Genomic DNA, 16,108 nt, shown 5'->3' on the forward strand with positions numbered 1-16,108 from the left:
TCTCCACTGAAAAATCATACTGTTGAAAAACCATAAATTTGATGTGCGCGTTTTTCAAAAGCATCAGTAAATTTATGAAAAGCAATACTAAACATTGATCCTACAGCCAACCCAAGCATTTTGCTCTTAAACTCATAATCAATAAAAAACTCTATATCACATGCATTTGTATTTTTAAGATCATGAAAAACCCAACGATTTTCAAGGTATTTGAATGGACCATCAATATATTTAACTTCAATAAGATTTTCTTTAGGATGAAGAAACACCTGAGTTGTAAAAGTTTCTCGAAACATCTTATAACCAACTGTCATATCAGCAAGAAGCAAAGTCTTCTCTTCACGTTCCTTCCGAGAACGTATAACTAAAGATTCACACATTGGTAAAAATTCAGGATAACACTCAATATCGGCAACAAGCTCAAACATTTCATGAGCAGTATAGGCAACTTGCCGATGTGTTGTAAAAGTCGGCATAATTATCTCTATTGGGAAAATTTTTCAGCACGTGCTTTTTGCAAAGCTTTAAAATCATCTCCTGCATGATGAGATGAACGTGTCAAAGGATTAGACGCCATATGTAAAAAACCCTTTACTTTACCAATTTTGGCAAAAGACTCAAACTCTTCAGGGGTTAAAAAACGAATAATAGGATGATGTTTTCGTGTAGGCTGCAAATATTGCCCAATTGTCATAAAATCAACATCTGCAGAACGCAAATCATCCATCAGTTGAAGAACTTCATTCCGCTCTTCCCCAAGACCAACCATAATTCCTGATTTTGTGAAGATTGTTGGATCAAGTTCTTTAACGCGTTGTAATAACCGAATCGAATGAAAATAACGTGCTCCTGGACGGACCTTTAAATATTTTGATGGCACTGTTTCTAAATTATGATTGAAAACATCAGGCTTAGCAGCAACAACAATTTCCAATGCACCATCCTTATTCCGAAAATCAGGCGTCAATACTTCAATTGTCGTCGTTGGAGCTTTCTGACGAATGGCATAAATAACTTTAGCAAAATGCTGTGCACCACCATCAGAAAGATCATCACGATCAACAGATGTAATAACGACATGCTTTAACTCCATTTGCACAACAGCATCTGCTATGCGCTCGGGCTCATTATCATCAACTGCAAATGGAATACCTGTCGCAACATTGCAAAAAGCACAAGCTCGCGTACATATTTCACCTAAAATCATAAAGCTGGCATGTCGTTTACTCCAACATTCGCCAATATTTGGACAACCTGCTTCCTCACACACGGTAACCAATTTATTGGTACGCACCACATTATGTGTTTCCTTATATATTGGTGATACTGGTGCTTTTACACGAATCCAACTCGGTTTTTTCTGAATACTTGTATCGGGAAGATGCGCCTTTTCAGGATGCCGCATACGTCTACTCGTAACTTTATCAAGCACCGTAACCATTCAAGACCTCTGTCTTTTAGATATAAAACGTTGATGAAAAATCACATAATCTAAATTTGCATATAACCTAATCATTAAGCATTTAAAACCTGATCATAAGCATCCAATACACTCTCTTTCATCATTTCTGATAATGTTGGATGTGGAAAAACAGTGTGCATTAATTCTTCTTCTGTTGTTTCAAGATTCATAGCAATAACAAAACCTTGAATGAGCTCTGTCACTTCTGACCCTACCATATGCGCACCAAGAAGCTGTCCTGTTTTTTTATCAAAAATAGTTTTAACTAATCCTTGATCTTCTCCTAAAGCAATTGCCTTACCATTCGCTGAGAAAGAGTAACGTCCAACGCGTATATCATAACCTGCTTCTTTTGCTGCCATTTCTGAAAATCCTACAGAAGCAACTTGTGGCGTACAATATGTGCATCCTGGAATTTTTGTTTTATCCAGCGGATGAGCATTCTTTAAACCAGCAATATGTTCAATACATATTACACCTTCCTCTTCTGCCTTATGAGCCAACATAGGAGGACCAGCAACATCACCAATAGCGTAAATTCCTTTCACTCCTGTCCAACTCCATTCATCAGTAACAATGCATCCACGATCAGTTTTGATACCTAATGCCTCTAATCCAAGATTTTCAATATTACCTTGCACCCCAACAGCTGAAATCAATCGATCAACCATTATTGTTTCTATCTTATCCTTCACATTAATATGCGTTGTAACAAAATCAGCAGCTTTTTCAACTTTAATTACTTTTGCCTCAGTAAGAATACGTATGCCCTTTTTCTCCAGCTGTTTACGAGCGAATGTTGAAATTTCAATATCTTCAACTGGCATAATTTGAGGCATCATTTCAACAACAGTTACCTCAGTTCCCATATCATGGTAAAAAGAAGCAAATTCAATACCTATCGCTCCAGATCCAATCACCAAAAGAGACTTTGGTATAGCAGGAGGAACCATAGCTTCAAAATAAGTCCAAATGAGTTTTCCATCTGGTTTAATATCAGGAAGAACACGAGGACGCGCACCAGTAGCGATAATTACATGCCTTGCTTGATAAGCTCCTTCCCCTAATATTCCTTTAGGAATTGGATTTTGTGGCTGCATAACTTCTTTGGATGATGCAGAAACCATAATTTCTGCAGGTTGATTACCGTTAGCTGCCTTCGTTAGTTTCGCTTCTCCCCAAATAATATCAATTTTGTTCTTTTTCAATAAAAACCCAACACCAGTATTTAAACGGGCTGAAATCCCACGAGAACGCGCTACAACACCTTTAATATCAACTTCTATTGAACCATTAAGCTTTAATCCATAGTCTTTTGCATGTTCAGCAAAATGTTTCATTTCTGCTGAACGCAAGAGTGCCTTTGTTGGTATACATCCCCAATTTAAACAGATTCCACCTAAATGCTCACGTTCAACAATTGCAGTCTTAAAACCACATTGTGCCGCACGAATCGCGGTTACATATCCACCTGGTCCTGAACCAATCACAATTACATCATAAAGACCTGCCACAATAATCCCTCCATGGATATATGCAAAAATGGATGTATTATCCAAACTTTAGACCAAAAATAAATAAGCCTCTTCCCTGTATACTGCTCCGAGTACTATAGAAAAAGCTATATGAAATCAAAAGAGGTTATAAACCATCATTAAACTATTGAGATCTGCTATTTCCATCACATTCTCTCTGCTCTTAAGTGCAATATTTAAAAATAATTAAATTAACATTGTTAATGGATTTTCAATTATCTTCTTAAAAGTCTGAGCAACTTCTGCCGCTAATGCTCCATCAATAGCACGATGATCAACTGAAAGAGTAACTGACATAACTGTTGCTATCGCTAATGCTTCATCCTTAATAATAGCACGCTTCTCACCTGAACCAATTGCAAAAATCGTTGCATGCGGCGGATTAATAATAGCAGAAAAATTCTTTATGCCATACATCCCCATATTTGATACAGCTGTTGTCCCTCCTTGGTATTCTTCTATTCTCAATTTACGTTCACGAGCACGCGTTGCAAGATCTTTCATTTCATTAGAAATAATTGACAAAGATTTTTCTTCTGCACAGCGAATAATTGGTACCATTAATCCATTCGGAACAGAAACAGCAACACCAACATCACAGTGTTTGTGATGCAGCATTCCATCCTCAAGCCATGATACATTAGCATCAGGTATAGCTTTTAAAGAAAGTGCTACAGCTTTAATAATCATATCATTGACGGATAACTTATAAGCAGGTTTCATACCTTCTTGTATCTCAACTATTGGAGCTACAGCATTTAATTGCGTACGTAATTCCAATAATGCATCTAATTCACAATCTACAGTTACATAAAAATGCGGTACCATCTGCTTTGATGCAACTAAACGCTTAGCAATTGTTTTACGCATATTATCATGGGGCGCAAATGTATATTCACTTTCTTTAAACAGTTGCAAAGTCTGTCTATCAGAGGTACCTGAAATTATTGACTGATCGATGTGCAATGCATGAGAACTTGCAATACCATTATTCAGAGCTTTTTCCACATCACGCTTAATGATACGCTTATGAGGACCAGTACCAGAAATAAGTGATAAATCAATCCCTGCCTGAGCTGCCAGTCGTCTTGCTAAAGGAGACGCAAAAAGACCTCTATTATCTCCATTTTGTTTTGCTAATTTCTGGTTTGTTGATGAATGAGCAGCTTGTACACTTGCTGCTTCCATAGATTGTTTAACGACTTGTTCTTTCATCTCAACAGAAGAAGATTCTTCTACAATTTTTGCAGCTTCAGATAAATCCTCTCCCTCTTCTGCTAAAATGACAATCAAACTATTAACTTTAACACCCTGTGTTCCAGCAGGTATAACAATTTTAGCAACCGTTCCTTCATCAATAGCTTCTACTTCCATAGTCGCTTTATCTGTCTCAATTTCAGCAATAACATCACCACATGCAACCTTATCACCTTCTTTGATATTCCATTTTGATAAATTTCCTTCTTCCATTGTAGGAGAAAGCGCAGGCATCGTAATCTTAATAGGCATAGTGCTCTCCTTAATTATGCTTTATAAGTTACAGCCTTAACGGCTTCGACAATTTCAGCAACACTTGGTAAAGCTAATTTTTCAAGATTTGCTGCATAAGGCATAGGAACATCTTTTCCAGCAATTGTAGCAATTGGTGCATCAAGATAATCAAAAGCCTGTTGCATAACACGCGTTGCTATTTCAGTGCCAACAGATGACTGAGGATACCCTTCTTCAATTGTTACCAGACGACCTGTATTTTTAACTGAAGCAATAATTGTTGGTAAATCCATTGGACGAATAGTTCGTAAATCAATTAATTCAGCGTCAATGCCAAGCTTTTCAATTTCTGGCAATGCTTGGACTGCATAATGCATTCCAATTCCAAAAGAAACAATTGTTACATCCTTACCAGGCTTATGGATCCGCGCTTTGCCAATAGGTAAAACAAAATCATCTATCTTTGGAACTTCAAACTGATGACCATAAAGAATTTCATTTTCTAAGAAAATAACAGGATTATCATCACGAATAGCAGCTTTAAGCAAACCCTTGGCATCTGCTGCATTATAAGGCATAACAACCTTAAGGCCCGGCACATGACTATACCATGCCGCATAACACTGCGAATGTTGAGCACCAACGCGTGCAGCAGCACCATTAGGACCACGAAAAACCATAGGAGTGGACATTTGTCCACCAGACATATAACGAGTTTTTGCTGCTGAATTGATAATTTGATCTATCGCCTGCATAGCAAAGTTAAATGTCATAAACTCAACAATAGGACGTAAGCCTCCAAATGCAGCACCAACACCCAACCCTGCAAAACCGTGCTCTGTAATAGGTGTATCAATAACTCGGCGTGCCCCAAATTCTTCTAATAAACCTTGACTAACTTTATAGGCCCCCTGATATTGCGCTACTTCTTCCCCCATTAAGAAAACTGTCTCATCGCGCCGCATTTCCTCAGCCATAGCTTGATTAAGCGCTTCACGCACTGTCATCATAATCATTTCCGTATTTACAGGAATATCAGGATCAGAAGCAATTGTAGGAATAGGTTGTACAGGAATTGATAGCATAGTAGCAGCATCTCCTCCTTGTGATTTTTTTAAAGTTTGTGAAATATTTTCAACACTTTCACCTTCTTCCAATAATACTGCAATAACAGTATTAACTTTCACATTTTCAGTACCTTCAGGTACAAAAATTCTTCCAACAATACCCTCATCAATAGCTTCCACCTCCATTGTTGCTTTATCTGTTTCAATTTCAGCGATAATATCACCAGAGCTAACTTTATCACCTTCCTTTTTAAGCCATTTAGATAACTTACCTTCTTCCATTGTTGGCGAAAGTGCCGGCATTAAAATATCAATGGGCATACTTGCTTCCCCTGCTTTAAACTAGAATATCAGTATAGAGCTCAGAAGAATCTGGCTCTAGATCATTTTGTGCAAAATCCGCTGCATCTGCTACAATCGCACGTACTTCTTTATCAATAAATTTTAAATCATCCTCGCTTGCCCAACCTTGTTTAATCAGCCGATTTTTTACTTGATTAATTGGATCGTGCTCAGACTTTATTTTCTCTACCTCTTCTTTTGACCTATATTTCGCCGGATCAGACATAGAATGACCACGATAGCGATAAGTTTGCATATCAAGAATAATTGGTCCTTTACCCGAACGTGCCCAAACAATTGCTTCGTCAGCAGCTTTTTTCACTGCACGAACATCCATACCATCAACAGCAATGCCTGGAATATCAAAAGAAAGACCTCGGCGAGAAAAATCAGTCTCTGCAGATGCGCGCGAGACAGATGTCCCCATAGCATACTGATTATTCTCAATAATATAAATGACAGGAAGTTTCCAAAGTGCAGCCATGTTAAAACTCTCATAAACCTGCCCTTGATTTGCAGCCCCATCACCAAAATAAACTAATGTCACATTATCTTTACCAAGATACTGATTCGAAAATGCGAGACCTGAGCCAATTGGAACCTGCGCACCAACAATACCATGTCCCCCATAAAAATTTTTTTCCTTAGAAAACATATGCATCGAGCCACCTTTTCCTTTAGAAAAACCACCTTGACGCCCCGTTAATTCTGCCATCACACCACGTGGACTCATACCAGCTGCTAACATATGACCATGATCACGATAAGATGTAATAATTTGATCACCTGCTTTTGTTGCTTTTAATGTACCAGTAATAACAGCTTCTTGTCCGATATAAAGGTGACAAAAGCCACCAATCAAACCCATACCATACAATTGTCCCGCTTTTTCCTCAAAACGCCGAATCAAAAGCATTTCACGATAAGCATCAATTTCTTCTTCTTTGGTGAAATTAGCTATCTGTGCCGTTTTAGTAGTATCTGATGATCCAGCATACACTGTCGACATAGAACTTTTTTTAGCCCGTCCTGCCATACTTAAACTCCCTTCAATGATTATTAGAAATAACCTCTACGAATAAAAGTTACAAGTATTATAAATCAGTTCAAACTATACTATAGTAATTGTTTAAAATATCTCTTTAGCTTAATTAACTTCTAATTCATTCAGATCAGGAGGAGAAATTAAAATTGTTAGCTCATTCGGCTTGGAAAAGTTTAAATTTTTCCGAACATACTCATCGAGCATATCCTTCTCAATATGGCCATCACGTAAAAGAGAAATACGCTTTTCAATAGATATCCGCTCAGCTTTTAATTGATGAAGTTCTTCTTGCAACTCAATAATATGTTGATTAATCTTGCTACGTGAATAAAGTCCATATTTCCCATGATAAATATGATAACTAAAATAACCTAACACCCCCACTGTTATGAGCGGTAATATAAAGCGCGCTTTTATTGATCTCTGTTTTTGTTTTGTCCACATACAGCACAGCCTTTTTTAAGATTTATTTTAACTATGCATTATTTTAATTAACACCTCATTACCAAAACAATCATACACAAGTAGTTTATTACCTTCTTTAAACTATCTTAGCGCAATAAAGACCTGCTAATACGTAATTTTATTCCCATTTTTATCAGTAAAGTTTCCCGATAAAATAAAGATAAAATCAATAATTGCCCAAACCGTAGTAACGACTAATCCTACAACTGATAAAGAAAGAACAAGCATTACAATACCAGTCCCAATTTTACCAACTATAAAACGGTGAATACCAAACATACCAGTAAACCAACAAATAAGTGCAAGCATCAATTTTAATTGTTTTGTTTCTTTTTTTAAAATCGGAAATACAGACTTAGCAACCCCATCTTCACATACAAAATCAAGATAATCACCAATTTGTGGTGAATTTTTTCCTAACCAATCCCAAGTTGCAAATTGATAACGCTTGCCATCATCACCTGATACAAGATAAATGCCCTGATCTTGGCTAATAACTATACCTCTCACTCTTACCTCTCAAAAAACTCAGTATATTAAAATGCTGTCTATAAATGCTTAAGTTTGTCATTGTAAATTATATTTAACATACAATGTTTTCCATCTTTCTGCTAAAAACCATTAATGATAAAAATTACCTGCATAACGAGCCTGTTTTCCTAACATTTCTTCAATACGAATAAGTTGATTATATTTCGCTAATCTATCCGAACGTGCCAATGAGCCCGTCTTAATTTGTCCACAGTTAGTCGCAACCGCAAGATCCGCAATCAGAGAATCTTCTGTCTCACCTGAACGATGAGAAATAACAGCACGATAACCTGCTTTATGAGCTATTTCTATAGCATCAAGAGTTTCACTTAAAGTCCCAATCTGATTCACTTTAATAAGAATAGAATTCGCTGCACCCATTTTTATACCATTGCGTAAACGTGCTGAATTTGTGACAAACAGATCATCACCAACCAACTGACATTTTTTACCAATCGAACCAGTTAGTAACTTCCAACCCTCCCAGTCATCTTCAGCTATCCCATCTTCAATTGTAATAATAGGATAAGTATCAACAAGTTGAGTCAAATATTTTATCTGTTCTTGTGTATTACGATATTTATTCTCACCTTCGTAAAAATATGAACCATTTTTATAAAACTCTGTTGAAGCACAATCTAAACCAATAGCAATTTCTTTACCTGGTTTATATCCACACGATATTATAGAATCTAAAATAAAATCAATTACTTGACTAGCATCCCTAAGATTAGGTGCGAAGCCACCCTCATCACCAACATTGGTATTATAGCCCGCACTTTGCAAATGTTTTTTTAACGTATGAAAAATTTCAGCACCATAACGAACTGCTTCCTTCAATGTAGGAGCCCCGATTGGAATAATCATAAACTCTTGAAAATCGATCGGATTATCAGCATGAACACCCCCGTTCATAATATTCATCATTGGAGTAGGAAGAACATGCGCTTGCGTACCACCAATATAACGATACAAGGGTAAGTTTAATGATTCTGCCGCAGCTTTTGCAACTGCCAATGAAACACCAAGAATAGCATTAGCACCAAGACGAGATTTATTAGGTGTTCCATCCAAATCAATCATTGTTTGATCAATTTCTCTTTGGTTTCTTGCATCTTTTCCGATAAGAACCTCAAAAATTTCACCATTAACTGCAGCAACAGCGTTTTTAACACCTTTACCTTGATAACGCAAACCACCATCACGAAGTTCTACAGCTTCATGCGCACCTTTCGATGCGCCTGAAGGAACAATAGCACGACCAAAAGCTCCATCTTCTAAATGAACATCAACTTCTACAGTCGGATTACCACGACTATCAAGAACTTCACGCCCAATAATACCTGTAATTATAGTCATATGAAATCCCTCATCCAGCAAAAATCCTTATTAATTTTATTCACAAACAACATAGTGCTAAAATACTTCCTATACTCAATATTGAATTTGTTTTTTTGCTAAACGATCAAAATCTATCAAAATTTCAAGTAATCTGTATAAATTATCAATTTTGATCATATTCAAACCATCAGACGGCGCATTATCCGGATCTTGATGTGTTTCCAAAAAAATACCAGCAACTCCAATAGAAACAGCAGCACGTGCTAATACTTCAACAAACTCACGTTGTCCACCAGATGAACTCCCTTGACCACCTGGCTCCTGCACAGAATGCGTAGCATCAAAAATAACAGGAGCACCGAATGAACGCATAATTGGTAATGAACGCATATCAGATACTAAACGATTATAACCAAATGAAGTACCTCGCTCACAAAGCATAACGTTAGGATTACCACTTTTTGTTACTTTCTCTAAGACATTTCCCATATCCCAAGGAGCTAAAAATTGTCCCTTTTTAATATTAATAACACGCCCTGTTCTAGCTGCTGCAACTAAAAGATCTGTTTGACGACATAAAAAAGCTGGTATTTGCAAAACATCTACAACTGAAGCAACGGCCATACATTGCTCTTCTGTATGCACATCAGTCAGAACTGGACATCCAAATTCCTTCTTAAGATCAGAAAAAATAGCTATTGCTTTTTCAAGACCAATACCACGTGTCGCACTTAAAGATGTTCTATTGGCTTTATCGTAACTAGATTTATAAACAAAACCAATACCAAACTGATCAACAATTGTTTTAATCCGCCCCGCCATTTCAAAAGCATGATCTCGACTCTCCATCTGACAAGGACCTGCAATTAAAGAAAGTGCTGCTTCATTTGAAAAAACAACATTTCCAACTTTAACAGTAATGTTTGATTTAAACATTTTATTCCTCGAAAGTAAGCAAATAAATTTATGAACTACCCTAACTTACTTTGCTTCACAGTAGCTTTAATAAAAGAAGAAAAAAGTGGATGAGGATCAAATGGACGCGACTTTAATTCTGGATGATATTGAACACCAACAAACCACGGATGATCTATATATTCTACTGTTTCTGGCAACATACCATCTGACGACATGCCAGAAAAAATCAACCCACATTGTTCTAGCCTATCTTTATAATGAATATTCACCTCATAACGGTGACGATGCCGCTCATAAATCTTTGTGGTACCATAAATTTCCGAAATATGGCTACCTTTTTTTAATTCAGCCACAAAAGAACCAAGACGCATTGTGCCGCCAAGATTTCCAAATTCAGTGCGCTTTTCAAAAACATCTCCCTTAAACCATTCAGTCATTAAACCGACAACTGTATCATTTGTTTTGCAAAATTCACTTGATGAAGCATTTTTAATATTTGCGACATTGCGTGCAACCTCAATACAAGCTAATTGCATACCCAAACAAATACCTAAAAAGGGAATCTTATTTTCTCTTGCAAATCGAATCGCTTCGATTTTACCTTCTGCACCACGCGCACCAAAAGCTCCAGGAACTAAAATCCCGTGAACCTTTTTTAAATAAGACGTAGGATCTTCTTTCTCAAAAAGCTCTGCTTCAATCCACTCAATATTAACCCTTACTTTATTTGCTACTCCACCATGCACAATCGCTTCGATAAGAGATTTATAAGCATCTTTCAAACCAGTATATTTTCCAACAATTGCAATCGTAACTTCTCCTTCAGGATGATGAATCCGATATGTAATATCTTTCCAACAATCCATATCCGGTTCAGGAGCACAATCAATTCCAAAAGCAGAGAGGACTTGCAAATCTAAGCCTTCTTTATGATACGCTATAGGCACATCATAAATTGTTGGAACATCTAATGCCTGAATAACTGCACTTGGACGAACATTACAAAAAAGCGATAACTTGTGCCGTTCTGCCTCTGGAATAGAGCGATCTGTACGCACTAAAAGAATATCAGGAACAATACCAATTGCTCGCAGCTCTTTAACAGAGTGTTGTGTCGGCTTTGTCTTTAATTCTCCTGCTGAAGAAATATAAGGCATTAATGTGAGATGCATATAAATAGCACTTTGCTTTGGCAATTCATTATGCAATTGACGAATTGCTTCAAGAAAAGGCATAGCTTCAATATCACCAACGGTTCCACCTATTTCACACAAGATAAAATCAAATTCTTCATTCCCTGTAGTAATGAATGTCTTAATTTCATCTGTCACATGTGGAATAACCTGAACAGTTGCTCCTAAATAATCACCACGCCGTTCTCGTTCAATGATATTGCGATAAATACGCCCCGTCGTAATATTATCTTGGCTATTTGTAGAACACCCAGTAAAACGCTCATAATGGCCAAGATCAAGATCTGCTTCTGTACCATCATCAGTGACAAATACTTCACCATGTTGATAAGGCGACATTGTTCCTGGATCAACATTCAAATAAGGATCAAGCTTTCGGATCCGCACGTGATAACCACGAGCGCGAAGTAATGCAGCCAAAGCTGCCGCTGCAATGCCCTTTCCAAGAGAAGAAACCACACCACCAGTAATAAAAATATAACGTGCCATGGGATTACGATGATAAATAATTCATAATGATTTTTCCAGCAAAAAATGAAAAAAAATAATCTCTCTTTCATAAAGCAAAAATGTAGAAAAACCATATTCCATAATGATCTATACCAACTCTACATAAAACTATTTAGGCTTATTATTTAGAAATCGGATTACCTACTGGTGGAGGAAGTGGATCTTCATTTTCAGGTATAGCTAAGCCATTTTGTTGTTGAGAAGATGCAGGACCACTGCCCAATTGATCAATAATAGAAGGCTGAGCTTCACCCTCAACTGATGGCGCACTCCCTGATTCATTCTCTTTTGTTGAATTTTGTCCTGAATTAACTGGAATACGATTGAGAATATCAGAACTAGAATTTGATAAGTTTCCAATCACAATAAGTCCAATTGATATCATGAAAAAACAAGCCGCTAAAATAGTTGTCAAGCGCGTCAATGCACTTTTGGTACCACGCGTACTCATAAAGCTTGAGCCACCACCTCCAAGCCCACCGCCTTCTGAAGGCTGAAGTAACACAACACCAATCAAAGCAATAACAACCAAAAAATGAATAACAATGAGTACTGTTTGCATAAATTCTGCTCTTTAATAATTACTCACAACTACCTACACACAAATTAAGTATAATCCAAGGGGTAATTATGATTTTCTCCTTATAATCTACGATAAACATCGCAAATATTTAAAAAATCAACTGCTTTTAGGCTTGCTCCACCGATCAAAGCACCATTAACGTGGGGAATACTCAAAAGCTCAAATGCATTAGATGGCGTTACTGATCCACCATAAAGCAGGCGTATTTTACACCCCTCATCACCAAAGCGAAAACTAATCTTCTCACGAATAAAACTGTGGATCTTCTCAACATCTGTCAAAGCAGGAACTTTTCCTGTGCCTATAGCCCATACCGGCTCATAAGCAATAACTATATTCTCTCCTGTTGAATCATCTGGCAAAGAATCCTCAAGTTGCTGTATGAGAACATCAAATACCTTACCACCTTCACGCTCCTCCAACGTCTCACCAATACAAACAAGAGGAACAAGATCTTCTCGCCATGCAGCTTTTACTTTAGCACAAACAATAGCATCATTTTCATGATAGGCTATACGACGTTCTGAATGTCCAATAATAACATAACTCGCTCCGGCCTCTTTAAGCATAAATGCCGAAACATCTCCGGTATAAGGGCCACTGCTGTTAAAATGGCAGTTCTGCCCTCCTAAAAGAAGCTTTTCATCATGTAATATTTCAGAAGCACGTGACAAAAGTGTGGCTGGAATACAAATAAGTGCTTCAAACAAACGACCCAAATCAGAGCTAACACCAGCAGCAATAGCGCGCAGCTCTCCAAGAGATTCGCCTGTTCCATTCATTTTCCAATTTCCAGCAACCAAAGGTCGAAGATCCGAAGCCATATTTTCACCTCAAAAGCTATCTTAATATTTTTTTTGCTTTAAGTATCAAATTATACAACGAAAGCAAGTCTTTAAGCTTGCATCTTCTTCATCTTTATTGCAAATTCTATCATTGCTGATAATCAATATACCCAATTATAGGATTAATTGAATAATGCTTAAAACCATGAGAAACTCTGTAAATTCTTGGGTTGCTAAGATTTTTCTTAGCACTTTGCTTTTGTGCTTTATCCTTCTATGGGGTGTACCACAATTACATACAACGAATAAAAATGAGCTTCTTACTTCCGGAAAATCCACAATAACTGTTGATACTTATCATCTCGCACTTGCTGACCAAAGTTTACGTTTAGCCCTTACTTCTAATCTTAGACGAATGTTTACACCAGATGAAATACAGAGATATAAAATTCCCTTTTTTGTTCTCAATCAGTTGCAACAGGATGTGCTTTTTGATGAACAAGCGCGTAAAATGAAAATTAATCTTTCAAAAGATATGATAGCCCGTATCATTGGTAATGACGATATTTTTCAGCATAATAGAGTTTTTAATCGCGATTTATTTCTCAACTATCTTCAACAATTACAGACTAACGAAAATAATTTCTTAAAATACTATACAAAAAAAGAAAAACGTAATCAGCTTATTTCAGCTTCATTAGCTGGTATGAGAGCGCCCGATATTTTTTATAAAGCACTTGCTACTTATCACGAAGAAAAACGTATCGCTGATTATCTTGTTATAGACCTAAAAAAAGAGAAAAAAATTGCTGATCCTAATCCAGAGATATTAGAAAAATGGTTTGATACTCACAAGAATAAATTTCGTGCTCCAGAATATCGTACTGTCTCTTTATTCTCTATAACATCAGAAGAATTTTTAAAACCACAAAACATATCAGTAAATGAAATACAGGCTTATTACACTCAAAATACCTCGCGTTTTATTACTCCTGAAAAACGTATAATTGAAGAACTCCGTTTTTCTACACGTGAAGCCGCTGATAATGCAGCAAAAAAAATAGCAGAGGGCTTAAGTTTTGATGCTTTAGTTAAAGAAGAGAAAAAAAACCTCAGTGATATAACGAGGGGGCCTCTAGCAGAAAATGAGCTTCCTAATCATTTAGCATCTGAGATTTTTGAACTCAAAAAAGGAGAAATTAGTGCTGTCATTAATGATCTGCAAGGTCCTGTCATTATTCGCGTTGTACATATTACACCCTCAACTCAAATTCCCCTTCAAAAGGTAGAAAACGATATTCGTCAAACGCTTGCCCAAAACTATGCTGTAACTCATCTGCGCAATAAGTATACAGAAATTGAAAATGCTCGTTTTGAAGGTGCTTCTCTTACAGAGTTAGCAAAACAATATAAATTGCCTCACCGCAAAATTACTATTGATAAAACGGGAAAAACAACTGAAGGAATCATACTCACAGACCTACCTCAAAAAGAGGTTTTATTAAATGCTATTTATCAATTACATGAAGGTATTGATGTGGATCCTCTTTCTCTTCCAGAAGGAGGATATCTCTGGTATCAAGTTGATACGATTATCCCTGCCCGTGATAGAACACTTTCAGAAGTAAAACAAAATGCCATTGTCCAATGGAAAGAAGAAGAAATCCAACGTCTTCTTGATGAAAAAGCCCAAGATATCCTCAAAAAACTCGCTAAAGGAAAAAGTCTTGATGCTCTTGCAACTGAGCTTGGTATCATAAAACAAACAACTCCAGCTCTCCGGCGCCAAGATCCATCACAAATCTTCGGCGTTGAAGGAGTTAAAGCACTTTTTTATGGTACCAAAGATCATTACGGCGTAGTAAAAGGTGTAAATGCGACAAATCGTATTGTTTATAAAATAACGACATCAATCGTACCTGAAGATATTACAGCTCATACTCTTTCGTCTGATATACGTACTAATATAGATACAATGATAAGAGAAGATTTAAAATTAGAAATGTTACAGGCTGCAAACAAAGAATATCCTATAAAAATTAACAGTTCTAATTACACTCGGATTTTCAGTAATTTTCAATAAAGTACCAAAATTATAATTTTTTCTTGTCTAAATAAAAATACATATTTACCTACCCTAATGGGTACATGTATCATAGACTATTAATATAATAATAAATCAGTCTGTTTTTATATGAAAGAACTTTAACGAAACCTTCATTATCCTTGTGATGAATAATTTCTGAATATAAAGAATAATAACAACTAGCTAAAAAAATATTATAACTACTGCAACTTCTATTATATTTTAACCCTTTTTGTTCTTTTTTAGTTTTCTCGGATAACTTCCTGATAAATGAATTAGAGCTATATTAGTGTATTTCAAATGAAAAACTAGTCCAGAAAATTTTACTTTAAAAAGCTTATGCTAAATAAACGATCATAAAAATTACCATTATATCAAACAATTAGGTATCAATCCTTAAAGAAAATTCTGTAGCCAAACTGAATATATCGAGTTGAAAAATGCAGATCTTCTTTGCCTCTATAATTATCCGCAAATGAAATTTACTATCAAATGAAATAACAGGGTCTTTTTCAGGAATGATCATAATTTTGCTAAACAACTACCAATCACGCACTATTATTAATCACGTCTCCCTAAAAATAATCAATACTACGAGCTTGTCTAAACATGAGACATTATTAAGTATCGGAAATTAAGATTCAATAAAAAGATAACTTGTTACTAAAATTTATCCCCCTATTCAAAAAAACATTTATGTGATTTACCTCGTAATGGTGCTATTTTTACTGAGGCTTGCACAAAATATCATCTT

At 36.3% G+C, this 16,108-nt stretch carries 14 protein-coding genes; 1 reads left to right on the plus strand and 13 read right to left on the minus strand.

What is annotated here, in order from left to right:
* Positions 1-14 precede the first annotated feature (14 nt).
* From Bra60_RS03650 to tpiA, 13 genes are all read right to left on the minus strand, one after another.
* The gene (locus tag Bra60_RS03650; protein WP_078688641.1) at positions 15-476 is read right to left on the minus strand and encodes a type II toxin-antitoxin system RatA family toxin; all 462 of its coding nucleotides are present in this window, start codon (positions 474-476) and stop codon (positions 15-17) included.
* An 8-nt stretch (positions 477-484) separates the two neighbouring features.
* Positions 485-1,441, minus strand: a complete 957-nt coding sequence (lipA, locus tag Bra60_RS03655; RefSeq protein ID WP_035007334.1) for a lipoyl synthase — start codon at positions 1,439-1,441, stop codon at positions 485-487.
* Positions 1,442-1,515: 74 nt separating this feature from the next.
* The gene (gene lpdA, locus Bra60_RS03660; RefSeq protein WP_035007332.1) at positions 1,516-2,976 is read right to left on the minus strand and encodes a dihydrolipoyl dehydrogenase; all 1,461 of its coding nucleotides are present in this window, start codon (positions 2,974-2,976) and stop codon (positions 1,516-1,518) included.
* A gap of 207 nt (positions 2,977-3,183) precedes the next feature.
* The gene (locus tag Bra60_RS03665) at positions 3,184-4,506 is read right to left on the minus strand and encodes a pyruvate dehydrogenase complex dihydrolipoamide acetyltransferase (protein ID WP_078688642.1); all 1,323 of its coding nucleotides are present in this window, start codon (positions 4,504-4,506) and stop codon (positions 3,184-3,186) included.
* A 14-nt stretch (positions 4,507-4,520) separates the two neighbouring features.
* Complete coding sequence (locus Bra60_RS03670) at positions 4,521-5,876, minus strand: pyruvate dehydrogenase complex E1 component subunit beta (RefSeq protein WP_078688643.1); 1,356 nt, start codon at positions 5,874-5,876, stop codon at positions 4,521-4,523.
* 16 nt (positions 5,877-5,892) lie between these two features.
* Positions 5,893-6,933 carry a pyruvate dehydrogenase (acetyl-transferring) E1 component subunit alpha gene (gene pdhA / locus Bra60_RS03675; RefSeq protein ID WP_035007327.1) on the minus strand — a complete coding sequence of 347 codons (1,041 nt, stop codon included), beginning with the start codon at positions 6,931-6,933 and terminating at the stop codon, positions 5,893-5,895.
* A 111-nt stretch (positions 6,934-7,044) separates the two neighbouring features.
* Entirely contained in the window at positions 7,045-7,386 is a 342-nt protein-coding gene (locus Bra60_RS03680) for an FtsB family cell division protein (protein ID WP_078698083.1), read from the minus strand.
* 126 nt (positions 7,387-7,512) lie between these two features.
* The gene (locus tag Bra60_RS03685) at positions 7,513-7,917 is read right to left on the minus strand and encodes a TM2 domain-containing protein (RefSeq protein WP_035007323.1); all 405 of its coding nucleotides are present in this window, start codon (positions 7,915-7,917) and stop codon (positions 7,513-7,515) included.
* 111 nt (positions 7,918-8,028) lie between these two features.
* A complete protein-coding gene (eno, locus tag Bra60_RS03690) occupies positions 8,029-9,297 on the minus strand; it encodes a phosphopyruvate hydratase (RefSeq protein ID WP_078688645.1) in 1,269 nt (422 codons plus the stop codon).
* 75 nt (positions 9,298-9,372) lie between these two features.
* Complete coding sequence (kdsA, locus tag Bra60_RS03695; RefSeq protein ID WP_078688646.1) at positions 9,373-10,215, minus strand: 3-deoxy-8-phosphooctulonate synthase; 843 nt, start codon at positions 10,213-10,215, stop codon at positions 9,373-9,375.
* 35 nt (positions 10,216-10,250) lie between these two features.
* The gene (locus tag Bra60_RS03700; protein ID WP_078688647.1) at positions 10,251-11,879 is read right to left on the minus strand and encodes a CTP synthase; all 1,629 of its coding nucleotides are present in this window, start codon (positions 11,877-11,879) and stop codon (positions 10,251-10,253) included.
* 142 nt (positions 11,880-12,021) lie between these two features.
* Positions 12,022-12,462, minus strand: a complete 441-nt coding sequence (secG, locus tag Bra60_RS03705) for a preprotein translocase subunit SecG (protein WP_078688648.1) — start codon at positions 12,460-12,462, stop codon at positions 12,022-12,024.
* 80 nt (positions 12,463-12,542) lie between these two features.
* Positions 12,543-13,307, minus strand: a complete 765-nt coding sequence (gene tpiA, locus Bra60_RS03710; RefSeq protein ID WP_035007315.1) for a triose-phosphate isomerase — start codon at positions 13,305-13,307, stop codon at positions 12,543-12,545.
* 154 nt (positions 13,308-13,461) lie between these two features.
* Here tpiA and Bra60_RS03715 point away from each other — a divergent pair, with 154 nt between their 5' ends.
* On the plus strand, positions 13,462-15,351 hold the full coding sequence (locus Bra60_RS03715; RefSeq protein ID WP_078698084.1) for a peptidylprolyl isomerase: 1,890 nt from the start codon (positions 13,462-13,464) through the stop codon (positions 15,349-15,351).
* Positions 15,352-16,108 lie beyond the last annotated feature (757 nt).

The organism is Bartonella sp. Raccoon60, from assembly GCF_002022585.1.
Lineage (GTDB): Bacteria > Pseudomonadota > Alphaproteobacteria > Rhizobiales > Rhizobiaceae > Bartonella > Bartonella rochalimae.

Bases quoted from the DNA above. Each gene is read 5' to 3' on its own strand.
- Bra60_RS03650 (WP_078688641.1), bottom strand. From the start codon at position 476: ATGCCGACTTTTACAACACATCGGCAAGTTGCCTATACTGCTCATGAA.
- lipA (WP_035007334.1), bottom strand. From the start codon at position 1,441: ATGGTTACGGTGCTTGATAAAGTTACGAGTAGACGTATGCGGCATCCT.
- Bra60_RS03665 (WP_078688642.1), bottom strand. From the start codon at position 4,506: ATGCCTATTAAGATTACGATGCCTGCGCTTTCTCCTACAATGGAAGAA.
- Bra60_RS03670 (WP_078688643.1), bottom strand. From the start codon at position 5,876: ATGCCCATTGATATTTTAATGCCGGCACTTTCGCCAACAATGGAAGAA.
- pdhA (WP_035007327.1), bottom strand. From the start codon at position 6,933: ATGGCAGGACGGGCTAAAAAAAGTTCTATGTCGACAGTGTATGCTGGA.
- Bra60_RS03680 (WP_078698083.1), bottom strand. From the start codon at position 7,386: ATGTGGACAAAACAAAAACAGAGATCAATAAAAGCGCGCTTTATATTA.
- eno (WP_078688645.1), bottom strand. From the start codon at position 9,297: ATGACTATAATTACAGGTATTATTGGGCGTGAAGTTCTTGATAGTCGT.
- kdsA (WP_078688646.1), bottom strand. From the start codon at position 10,215: ATGTTTAAATCAAACATTACTGTTAAAGTTGGAAATGTTGTTTTTTCA.
- Bra60_RS03700 (WP_078688647.1), bottom strand. From the start codon at position 11,879: ATGGCACGTTATATTTTTATTACTGGTGGTGTGGTTTCTTCTCTTGGA.
- secG (WP_078688648.1), bottom strand. From the start codon at position 12,462: ATGCAAACAGTACTCATTGTTATTCATTTTTTGGTTGTTATTGCTTTG.
- tpiA (WP_035007315.1), bottom strand. From the start codon at position 13,307: ATGGCTTCGGATCTTCGACCTTTGGTTGCTGGAAATTGGAAAATGAAT.
- Bra60_RS03715 (WP_078698084.1), top strand. From the start codon at position 13,462: ATGCTTAAAACCATGAGAAACTCTGTAAATTCTTGGGTTGCTAAGATT.